The organism is Mycobacterium sp., from assembly GCF_035499775.1.
GTDB lineage: Bacteria > Actinomycetota > Actinomycetes > Mycobacteriales > Mycobacteriaceae > Mycobacterium.
In genome coordinates, this window is sequence record NZ_DATJYB010000285.1 from 1 (window position 1) to 9621 (window position 9621).

A 9621-nucleotide genomic window follows, 5' to 3' on the forward strand; every position below is an offset into this window, starting at 1 on the left:
TGATGCAGCCGGGTTCGTCGTATCCAGACTCGACGCGCGCCAGCGATGCCGATCGCGCCGACGTGTGCGCGATTCTCGACAATGCCTACGCAAACGGCGAACTCGACGGCGATGAACATCGCCAGCGATGTTCGTCGGCGATGTCGGCCAAGACGCGCGGTGAGCTTCTCGGCATGGTTTCCGACCTGCAGGCGCGCGCGCCGGTGTTTTCGCAGCAGCCGACGATTGCGGTCCAGGCCAACCCGATTCGGAAGTGGATCATTGGGGCTACAGTCGCCGGCGTCATCGCTGCTGCCGCCGCCGTCGCCCTGATCGGCCTCATCGCCGTGCGGCAGCACGACCAGAGCCCCGCGCCGACGACTCCGGCCGATACGCACAGTTCCCAAGCCGCCGGGACTTTCCTTCCGCTGGCCGACGTCGTCGCGAAGGTTTCCGGCGACTTCCAAGACCAGATCGGCCATCCGCCGCAAAGCGTCAATTGTCCTGGCGATCTGGATGGCCACGTGGGCGCGTTCGAGCGATGCTCGATTACCGACAACGGCAAGCGCTACACCGCGGACGTGACCGTCACGGCAGTCAACGGCATCCGGATTACCACGCGCGACTCGATCGACGAGGAGGTATCGGCACCGCCGAGCCGCCCGTGATATCAGGCCGCATTATGGGCGCGTCGAACGTCAGTCCAGGTAGTCGCGCAACACCTGAGAACGGCTGGGGTGGCGCAGCTTCGACATCGTCTTGGACTCGATCTGGCGGATGCGCTCGCGGGTCACGCCGTAGACCTGGCCGATCTCGTCGAGCGTGCGCGGCTGACCGTCGGTGAGGCCGAAGCGCAACCGTACTACGCCCGCTTCGCGCTCCGACAGCGTCTCGAGCACCGACTGCAACTGGTCCTGCAGCAACGTGAACGACACCGCGTCGACGGCCACCACGGCCTCGCTGTCTTCGATGAAGTCACCCAGCTGGCTGTCGCCCTCGTCGCCGATGGTCTGGTCCAGCGAGATCGGCTCGCGCGCGTATTGCTGGATCTCCAGCACCTTTTCGGGGGTGATGTCCATCTCTTTGGCGAGTTCCTCAGGAGTGGGCTCGCGACCCAGGTCCTGCAAGAGCTCGCGCTGAATGCGGCCCAGCTTGTTGATCACCTCGACCATGTGCACCGGGATGCGGATGGTGCGGGCCTGATCGGCCATGGCGCGGGTGATGGCCTGGCGGATCCACCACGTGGCGTAGGTGGAGAACTTGTATCCCTTGGTGTAGTCGAACTTCTCCACCGCGCGGATCAGGCCCAGGTTGCCCTCCTGGATCAGGTCGAGGAACGCCATCCCGCGACCCGTGTAGCGCTTGGCCAGCGACACCACCAGCCGCAGATTCGCTTCCAGCAGATGGTTTTTCGCGCGGTCGCCGTCACGACAGATCCACACCATGTCGCGGCGCTGGGCGGCCGGCAGCTTGTCGCCCCGCTCAGTGTGCTCGGCCATCAATTGCGTGGCGTACAGACCGGCCTCGATCCGCTTGGCCAGCTCGACCTCTTCCTCCGCGTTGAGCAGCGCCACCTTGCCGATCTGCTTGAGGTACGCGCGAACCGAGTCCGCGGACGCGGTGAGTTCGGCGTCCTTGCGGGCCTGGCGCAGCGCCTCGGACTCGTCCTCGTCCCACACGAAATCGCCGGAGGCCTTGTCCTTTTCGCTGGGTTCAGCGATCTCTTCGTCTTCTTCGCCGGCGGGTTCGGCGGGCGCGGCGACCGTGACGGCCGGGGCATCCTCGCTGTCTTCGGTGTCGGCTTCGAGCTCGACGACGTCGGTGACGACGTCCACCTCCAGATCGTCGAGGACAAGCTCGGCAGCATCGATGTCGAGGTCCTCGCCGGGCTCGACGTCGAGTTCGGCGTCGGCGTCGAGGTCTTCGGCGTCCTCGTGGTGGTCGTCGACGGCTACGAGGGTGGCCTCGGGATCTTTCGCGGCGTCCTCGCCGGCGTCTTTGGACGTCTTTGCCGCGCGGGCGGACGGCGCCTTAGCCTCGGCGCCTTTTGCCGAGGCACGGGTCTTCTTCACGGCGTCACCTGCCTCAGGGGCCTCAGACGTCACAGCGGACTTGGCGGCCCGGGGTGCTGTTTTGGTGGCCCGTTTTGCGGGGGCGGCGCCATTGGCGGCCTTGGCCGTCGGTCGCTTGGCGGCTGTTTTGGCCGGCGACGCGTGGGACCCTTGAGACCCGGACGACTTGGCGGCGGTGCGCTTCACCGGATCGTCAGTTGCCGGGCTCGTCTTGGTCGCTGCCACATACACCCCTTCGGTCGGACTCCACTTCCGGTGGATCTGGGCGTGCTTAACCGAAAGTGTCTGCTATGTCGAATGTCGGCGTTGATACCAGCGTGAGTACTCGCGCGTTATCGGTCGGGCGGCCGCCGTTGACCATTGTAACGACAGTGCGGGCTCATACCGCGCGACCGGGCAAATTTCAGTGCGTGACGTCTCTGGTCGAGGCCATGGCCGCACCCACTATCCCGGCGGCGTTCTGCAGGGCGGCGGGCACCAACGGGGTGCGATTTTCCAGCAGATGCACCCATTTGTCGGCTTTGCGGCTGATGCCGCCGCCCGCGATGAACAGGTCCGGCCAGATCGCGTTCTCGATGGCGATCAGCACCTTGGTCACCTCTTTTGCCCACCGTTTGAAGGTCCAGTCGTTGTTTTCTTTGACCGACGACGCCGCGCGATGTTCGGCCTCTTTACCGCCGACTTCGAGGTGCCCGAACTCGGTGTTGGGTATCAACACGCCGTTGTGGATGACCGCGGACCCGATTCCGGTGCCGAATGTGAGCAGCACGACCAGGCCTTCGTGCCCTTTGCCCGCGCCGTAGCGTTCCTCGGCAAGCCCGGCGGCATCCGCGTCGTTGAGGACCGTGACGTCCTGGCCGTCCAGCTCGGCGCTGATGATGTCGCCCGCGTTGGTCCCGATCCAGGCCTTGTCCACGTTGGCCGCGGTCTGGACGATCCCGTGGGTGACGACGCCGGGGTAGGTCACGCCCAGGGGACCCGTCCACCCGAATCCGTTGACGACTTCGGCGATGGTCTTGGCGACGGCCTGCGGAGTGGCCGGGTGCGGAGTCAGCAGCTTGATCCGGTCGCCGATCAACTGTCCGGTGTCCAGATCGACGATTCCGCCTTTGATGCCGCTGCCGCCGACGTCGATACCGAATCCGCGACTCTGCGCGCTGCCGCCGGCTGCTTCGGACACGGGGTCGGTGCTGGTCATCGAATCTCCTCGGCAAGACGTAGCGGTCCGGCTTACCTTAAACCCCTTAGCCCCGCCGGTTGCCCGGGTTGAGCAGTTGGACGCCGTGCCCGGCAACTGTGATGCGATAGACCGGTGACCCCATCCGACAGGGACCCCGCGCGGCTGCGCGCAACGGCCGAAACGCTGGCCGTCGAAGCCGCCGCGTTCGTGCGGGGTCGTCGTGCGGAGGTGTTCGGCGCCGACACCGCCGCCGGTAGCGGCGCGGTCAGGGCCAAGAGCACCCCGACCGATCCGGTGACCGTGGTCGACACCGAGACGGAACGGCTGCTGCGCACTCGGCTGGCTCAACTGCGACCCGGTGACCCGATCGTCGGCGAGGAAGGCGGCGGTCCCGCGGATCTGGCAGCCCCGCCCGCGGACGCGGTCACCTGGGTGCTGGACCCCATCGACGGCACGGTGAATTTCGTCTACGGCATCCCGGTGTACGCGGTGTCGGTCGGCGCGCAGGTCGACGGCGTGTCGGTGGCCGGAGCGGTCGCCGACGTCGTTGCCGGCCAGGTGTATTCGGCGGCGAGCGGCCTCGGCGCGCATGTCACCGACGAGCAGGGGACACGCCCGTTGCGATGCACGGCTGTCACGGACTTGTCGATGGCGTTGCTGGGCACCGGCTTCGCGTACTCGATGCGGCGCCGCACGGTCCAGGCGGCGCTGGTGGCCCGGATGCTCTCGGTGGCCCGTGACGTGCGTCGTATCGGCTCGGCGTCACTGGATCTGTGCATGGTCGCAGCGGGCCGGCTGGACGGCTATTACGAGCACGGGCTGCAGCGGTGGGACTGCGCGGCGGGTGCGCTGATCGCGGCCGAGGCGGGAGCCCGCGTGGTGCTGCCTGACTACGACGCACCGAACGGCAGTGCGGGATTGGTGGTGGCCGCCGCGCCCGGGATTGCCGACGAGCTGCTGGCGGCCCTCAAGCGCTTCAACGGCCTGGAGCCGATCCCCGCCTGACCGATCAGCAGCTGCTGGAGTGGATCCTCGACAACAGCGCGGGATCTGCCGGCTCGGTGGCGCCGGGGCGCAGGCTGGCAAGGACGGAGTCGATGTTGTCGTTGTGCGACAGCGCGCTGAAGTCCGTGCCGAGGGCAAGGTCGACGGAGTCGTCGCCGCGGTTGTCGTGAAACAGTTCGGTGCACGGAGCCACCAGCCACACCGCGGCCGCGGCGGCCTGCCCGGCCGTGCCGAAGCGGATCTGGCCCTGGCAGTTCAGCCGGGCGCCGGCGTAGAGCGGGTCGTTGGCGGCGGTGGGCTGGGCGAAGCCTAAATCCCGCAGTGCCGCAGATACGTCGGCGGCCTGACCGCCCCGGCCGCTGGCATTGAGGACGCGGATCTTGGTATCGGCGAGTTTCGCGGGCGCGACATCCGCCATGTCGGACCGCGACACCGGATCGCCGACCTTGGCCGGAGTCGACGACGCGGTCTGCGGAGGCGGGTTGCACGCCTCGGCCTCGCGAACCTTCGCCGGGCGCGTCAGCGCGACGGTCCACACGATTCCAGTGAGGATCGTGAGGAGGATCACCACGACGATGGCGGGCCGGGAGTTGCGTCGCCGGAACGGCCGGCCGTGCTTGTCGAAAGCGGTGCCTTCGGTGATTTGTGCGACCACACGTGCACTCTAGTCGGACGCCAAACGCCCTGTTTAACGGCGAACTGACGGGTCAACTCCAGGGTGTGACGTAAATCACAGTCCAATGGAGGGCCATCTGGGCACGAATCGTTTGGTGGATGCGTTCGACGCTGGTACAAAGCGTTGCTTGGGACATATAGGGCTTTGAATCATTTAGAGGTCGTAAGAGGGGATAGGACGGGGATAGGAAGATGCCTACCGACTATGACGCTCCACGGCGCACCGAGACCGACGACGTCTCGGAGGACTCGCTGGAGGAGCTGAAAGCGCGACGGAACGAAGCGGCGTCGGCCGTGGTCGACGTTGACGAATCCGAATCCGCTGAATCTTTTGAGCTGCCCGGCGCCGACCTGTCTGGCGAAGAGCTTTCCGTACGCGTCATTCCGAAGCAGGCTGACGAGTTCACCTGCTCCAGCTGCTTCCTGGTACAACACCGCAGCAGGCTGGCCAGCGAGAAGAACGGCGTGATGATCTGTACCGACTGCGCCGCCTGACAGCTTCATCAGCTTCTCAGTGCCGACAGCACCCGCTCGGGATGACGGCAGCTCACCAGCCAGTACGGCGTGGGGTCATCTGGGTCATCGAGGACGACCAGAATCATCGGGCCGACCCATGCCCGGTGCAGCACAAAGGCCGCCGGGTCGAGTTGACGGCCTAGGGCGGCGGACTTGGCTGACGGCGCGATTTCGGCGGACCGGCTGACGACCGTGGCGGGCAGATGCGCCTCGCCGGCCCACAACTCGACCTCGTCACCGGCGGTGACCCGGATTTCGATCCTGCCGAGCCACAGCAGCACTCCGGCCGCCGCGGCGAACAACACCGCGTACGGCAGCCAGTCGGGCAGGGCGGCAACACCGAGGTTGACCTCGAACGCGAGCAGCGCCGCCAACCCGAAGCCCAGCGGCCACCACCACCATGGCACCCACAGCCGTTCGCGATATCGCACGCTGTGCGGTGCGACGCGCGTACCGGACACGCGGTCAAGGGTAATCTGTGGCCCCGTGTCGAACAGTCTGGCCTTGAAATGAAAGTTGTCCGCCTCGACCCCGGCCTCCCGCTGCCCAGCCGCGCCCACGACGGCGACGCCGGGGTCGACCTGTTCAGCGCCGAAGATGTTCAGTTGGCGCCCGGGCATCGCGCCCTGGTGCGCACGGGCGTCGCGGTCGCCATCCCGTACGGGATGGTCGGCCTGGTCCACCCCCGCTCGGGATTGGCGTCCCGCGTGGGACTTTCGATCGTCAACAGTCCGGGCACCATCGACGCGGGCTACCGTGGAGAGATCAAGGTTTCGCTGATCAACCTCGACCCGGACACGCCGATCGACGTGCACCGCGGCGACCGGATTGCCCAGCTGCTGGTGCAGCGGGTCGAGCTGGTCGAGCTGGTTGAGGTTTCGTCCTTCGACGAAGCCGGGCTGGCCGAGACATCCCGCGGCGACGGCGGTCACGGTTCCTCCGGCGGACATGCGAGTTTGTGAGCCCGGTGATGATGCAGAAGGAGGTCCGCGATGAGGTGGGGGTACCACCCGCTTGCGGGGGAGAGCGGCGCTGATGGCGACATTCGGTAGACGCTCGGGCAAAGAGGACGACAGCGCCAAGGCTCCGGACGAACAGCCGGAGATCGAAGAGGCCGTCGAGGAGGCCATCGAAGAGGACGAAGCCGAAGCCGCCTCCGACGATGCCGACGGCGACCTGGAAGGCCCGTTCGACATCGACGACTTCGACGACCCGGCCGACGCGGAGCAGGCCCGACTGGACCTGGGCTCGGTGCTACTTCCCATGCCGTCGGGCGGTCAGCTGCAGGTCGAGCTGACCGAGGGCGGGGTGCCCAGCGCGGTGTGGGTCGTCACACCCAACGGTCGTTTCACCATCGCCGCCTACGCAGCACCCAAGACCGGTCGCCTGTGGCGTGAGGTGGCCAGTGAACTCGCCGAGTCGCTGCGCAGTGACGAGGCCCAGGTCAGCATCAAGGACGGCCCGTGGGGTCGCGAGGTGATCGGCACCGCCTCTGGCGTCGTGCGTTTCATCGGGGTCGACGGCTACCGCTGGATGATCCGCTGCGTCGTCAACGGACCGCACGAGACCATCGACGCGCTGGTCGAGGAAGCACGCACCGCGTTGGCGGACACCGTGGTTCGCCGTGGCGACACACCGCTGCCGGTACGGACGCCGCTGCCGGTGCAGCTGCCCGAGCCGATGGTCGAACAGTTACGCGAGGCCGCCGCCCAACAAGCCGCCCAACAGGCCGCTCAGCAGGCAGAAGCGCAGCAACCGTCCAACGAGCCGACCGCACGCCGCAGCGCCGAGGGCTCGGCCATGCAGCAGTTGCGCACCACGACCGGCGGCTAGCCGCACGCAGCCGAACAGCGGTTGACTAAGCCTCCGCGAGAGCGGCCAGGCAGGCGGCGCCCAGCGCGGCGGTGTCCGAGCCGATCTGTTCCAGCGTCACCGTGCGCAATGCCGCGTGCGGCGCGGCGGTCGCCCAGTCGACCCCGACCTGCAACGGGTGGATCGGGTCGTCGACCGCGGCAGCCACCCCCAGTGGCGCCCGTAGCCGACCAAGGTCGGCGTGGCTCGGGGCAACGTAAGCCGCCGCTTCCTCCATCGCGTCGGGCAGTAGCGGCCACTGATTGCGCCACGACCGGGTCAGCTCGTCGGCCAGCCAGGGCGGGCTGGACGCCTGCATCTGGGTGGTCGTCGCCTCAAGGCCGTCGCGACGCAACTGGGATGCCGAATGCCTGGCCGCCAACGCGGCCGGCGCCGACCCCGGTTCGCCGGTCCAGGCCGGCAGTGCGGCCAGCACGGCCACCACGCGATCGGGATGGGCCAGCGCCCAGGCCGCCGCGACCGCCGCGCCGATCGAGACGCCCCCAACGCCGATCGGACCCGCGCGTGCGGCGTCGTCCAAGGCGGACAGGTAGCCGTCGATCAGTCGACCCGGCTGCGGCGGCGGTGTCACCACCAGCGCGCCGACCTCCTGCAACGGGGCGGAGAACGCCCGGTCGACGTAGTCGTCGTCCGATCCGGTTCCGGGCAACAACACCGTCGTGACACCGTGCAAATCGACAGTCACCCCTCGATAGTGCCCGCCGCCGAAGGGTCCTCCAACATCGTCGGTTTAGTCCGGTGGCGCCCGGGAACCAACAGGTCTACGGTTGCCGTTGGCATAGATGTAATGCGCCGACAGCTGAACAGTGTCAGGAGTGGCCATGAGGGCCCAAGGTTTTCTGCGCCGGCTCTCCCGTCGGTTGACGGAGGACCCGGAACAACGCGACTCCGAGGAGTTGTCCGACGAGGTCGCCAGCACCGGCGCACAGCGCGTCATCGATTGCGAGCGCGGTCAGGAAGTCACGATGATGGGTACCTTGCGTAGCGTGGAAACCTGCGGCAAGGGCGGCGCCAGCGGGGTGCGCGCGGAATTGTTCGACGGCAGCGACACCGTCACGCTGGTCTGGTTGGGTCAACGCCGCATCCCCGGCATCGACTCGGGCCGCACGCTGCGGGTGCACGGTCGGCTGGGCAAGCTGGAGAACGGATCCAAGGCGATCTACAACCCGCATTACGAGATTCAGCGGTGACCATGCACGGTGACTTGGGCGACTCACCGGGGTCGCCCGAGACGGCTGGACACGCCAGTCGTGAGCGCCTGCTCGCGCAGGTGGGCGGGGTGGCCGGGCTCATCTACTCGACGCTGCCGGTGGTGGTCTTCGTGGCCGCTTCCAGCGTCGCCGGGCTGCTGCCCGCCATCGGGTTTGCGCTCGGCACGGCCGCACTGGTCTTGGTGTGGCGGCTGATTCGGCGGGAATCGACCCAACCCGCCCTGTCCGGGTTCTTCGGGGTCGCCATCTGCGCGCTGATCGCCTACGCGGTGGGGCAGTCCAAGGGCTACTTCCTGCTGGGCATCTGGATGTCACTGCTGTGGGCGGTGGTTTTCGCGGTTTCGATCGTGATCCGCAAGCCCGTGATCGGCTACGTGTGGAGCTGGGCCAGTGGGCGTGATCGCGGCTGGCGTGCCGTGACCCGGGCGGTCTACGCGTTCGACGTCGCCACGCTGTGCTGGACGCTGGTGTTCGCGGCCCGGTTCGTGGTCCAGCGGCTGCTGTACGACGCCGACAAGACCGGATGGCTCGGGGTGGCGCGGATCGGGATGGGATGGCCGCTGACCGCGATCGCCGCGCTGGCGACGTACGCGGCGATCAAGGCCGCTCGGCGTGCCATGCAAGCGACCGACGACGGCGGTGAGGTTGCTGAGGGCACCGGTGAGGGTGCCGGGGCCACGGCCGGCGCGACGGAGCGCGACGGCGGCGCCGGCCGCGATTAGCGGCGGTAGCCCATTCAGTCGGTGGTATCGGCAGCGGGCAGGAACAGCTTGCTCAGCTCCGCCTCGGCCTCGGTGACCGCGACGAAGAGCAACTCGTCCCCGCCTTCGAGGGGCTCGTCGCCGTCCGGCACGATGACCCGGGGCCCGCGCAGGATGGTCACCAGCGCCGCGTCGCGTGGCAGTTGCAGCTTGCGCACCGGCTTGCCGCCCCACGAAGTGTCGTCGGGCAGGGTGATCTCGACCAGGTTCGCCTGACCCTTGCGGAACTCCATCAGGCGGACCAGGTCGCCGACGGCGACGGCCTCCTCGATCAACGACGCCAGCATCCGCGGAGTGGACACCGCCACGTCCACCCCCCACGCGTCGGTGAACAGCCATTCGTTGCGCGG

General features: G+C 67.8%; 13 protein-coding genes. 7 read left to right on the forward strand and 6 right to left on the reverse strand.

Annotated elements, in window-relative coordinates:
• On the forward strand, positions 1–647 hold a 647-nt coding region (locus VML93_RS18235; protein ID WP_325612791.1), incomplete at its 5' end, for a DUF1707 domain-containing protein.
• A 30-nt stretch (positions 648–677) separates the two neighbouring features.
• On the opposite strand, the gene VML93_RS18240 is transcribed toward VML93_RS18235, so the two are convergent.
• Together VML93_RS18240 and ppgK are read right to left on the reverse strand one after the other, a co-directional pair.
• A complete protein-coding gene (locus tag VML93_RS18240) occupies positions 678–2276 on the reverse strand; it encodes an RNA polymerase sigma factor (protein ID WP_325612792.1) in 1599 nt (532 codons plus the stop codon).
• A gap of 178 nt (positions 2277–2454) precedes the next feature.
• Complete coding sequence (gene ppgK, locus VML93_RS18245) at positions 2455–3249, reverse strand: polyphosphate--glucose phosphotransferase (protein ID WP_325612794.1); 795 nt, start codon at positions 3247–3249, stop codon at positions 2455–2457.
• Between the two features lie 114 nt (positions 3250–3363).
• Between ppgK and VML93_RS18250 the strand changes: the two genes are divergently transcribed.
• Positions 3364–4236: an inositol monophosphatase family protein gene (locus VML93_RS18250; RefSeq protein ID WP_325612795.1), complete on the forward strand. Its 873-nt coding sequence runs from the start codon at positions 3364–3366 to the stop codon at positions 4234–4236.
• A gap of 4 nt (positions 4237–4240) precedes the next feature.
• On the opposite strand, the gene cei is transcribed toward VML93_RS18250, so the two are convergent.
• The gene (cei, locus tag VML93_RS18255; protein ID WP_325612797.1) at positions 4241–4891 is read right to left on the reverse strand and encodes an envelope integrity protein Cei; all 651 of its coding nucleotides are present in this window, start codon (positions 4889–4891) and stop codon (positions 4241–4243) included.
• A 212-nt stretch (positions 4892–5103) separates the two neighbouring features.
• On the opposite strand from cei, the gene VML93_RS18260 reads away from it, so the two are divergent.
• Complete coding sequence (locus tag VML93_RS18260; RefSeq protein ID WP_003919098.1) at positions 5104–5406, forward strand: DUF4193 domain-containing protein; 303 nt, start codon at positions 5104–5106, stop codon at positions 5404–5406.
• A gap of 8 nt (positions 5407–5414) precedes the next feature.
• On the opposite strand, the gene VML93_RS18265 is transcribed toward VML93_RS18260, so the two are convergent.
• Positions 5415–5888: a DUF3093 domain-containing protein gene (locus VML93_RS18265; RefSeq protein WP_325612799.1), complete on the reverse strand. Its 474-nt coding sequence runs from the start codon at positions 5886–5888 to the stop codon at positions 5415–5417.
• Between the two features lie 48 nt (positions 5889–5936).
• Between VML93_RS18265 and dut the strand changes: the two genes are divergently transcribed.
• Together dut and VML93_RS18275 are read left to right on the forward strand one after the other, a co-directional pair.
• Positions 5937–6389 carry a dUTP diphosphatase gene (dut, locus tag VML93_RS18270; RefSeq protein WP_325612800.1) on the forward strand — a complete coding sequence of 151 codons (453 nt, stop codon included), beginning with the start codon at positions 5937–5939 and terminating at the stop codon, positions 6387–6389.
• A 73-nt stretch (positions 6390–6462) separates the two neighbouring features.
• The gene (locus VML93_RS18275; protein ID WP_325612802.1) at positions 6463–7260 is read left to right on the forward strand and encodes a DUF3710 domain-containing protein; all 798 of its coding nucleotides are present in this window, start codon (positions 6463–6465) and stop codon (positions 7258–7260) included.
• Between the two features lie 25 nt (positions 7261–7285).
• Here the strand turns inward: VML93_RS18275 and VML93_RS18280 are convergent, their stop codons facing one another.
• Positions 7286–7984 carry an alpha/beta hydrolase gene (locus VML93_RS18280; RefSeq protein WP_325612803.1) on the reverse strand — a complete coding sequence of 233 codons (699 nt, stop codon included), beginning with the start codon at positions 7982–7984 and terminating at the stop codon, positions 7286–7288.
• A 136-nt stretch (positions 7985–8120) separates the two neighbouring features.
• On the opposite strand from VML93_RS18280, the gene VML93_RS18285 reads away from it, so the two are divergent.
• Together VML93_RS18285 and VML93_RS18290 are read left to right on the forward strand one after the other, a co-directional pair.
• Entirely contained in the window at positions 8121–8489 is a 369-nt protein-coding gene (locus VML93_RS18285; protein ID WP_325612804.1) for an OB-fold nucleic acid binding domain-containing protein, read from the forward strand.
• A 2-nt stretch (positions 8490–8491) separates the two neighbouring features.
• Positions 8492–9232: a DUF3159 domain-containing protein gene (locus VML93_RS18290; protein WP_325612808.1), complete on the forward strand. Its 741-nt coding sequence runs from the start codon at positions 8492–8494 to the stop codon at positions 9230–9232.
• A gap of 14 nt (positions 9233–9246) precedes the next feature.
• On the opposite strand, the gene VML93_RS18295 is transcribed toward VML93_RS18290, so the two are convergent.
• The coding region (locus tag VML93_RS18295) for a TrkA C-terminal domain-containing protein (protein WP_325612806.1) at positions 9247–9621 on the reverse strand (375 nt) is incomplete at its 5' end.

Bases quoted from the DNA above. Each gene is read 5' to 3' on its own strand.
- VML93_RS18275 (WP_325612802.1), top strand. From the start codon at position 6,463: ATGGCGACATTCGGTAGACGCTCGGGCAAAGAGGACGACAGCGCCAAG.
- VML93_RS18290 (WP_325612808.1), top strand. From the start codon at position 8,492: ATGCACGGTGACTTGGGCGACTCACCGGGGTCGCCCGAGACGGCTGGA.
- ppgK (WP_325612794.1), bottom strand. From the start codon at position 3,249: ATGACCAGCACCGACCCCGTGTCCGAAGCAGCCGGCGGCAGCGCGCAG.
- dut (WP_325612800.1), top strand. From the start codon at position 5,937: ATGAAAGTTGTCCGCCTCGACCCCGGCCTCCCGCTGCCCAGCCGCGCC.
- VML93_RS18260 (WP_003919098.1), top strand. From the start codon at position 5,104: ATGCCTACCGACTATGACGCTCCACGGCGCACCGAGACCGACGACGTC.
- VML93_RS18285 (WP_325612804.1), top strand. From the start codon at position 8,121: ATGAGGGCCCAAGGTTTTCTGCGCCGGCTCTCCCGTCGGTTGACGGAG.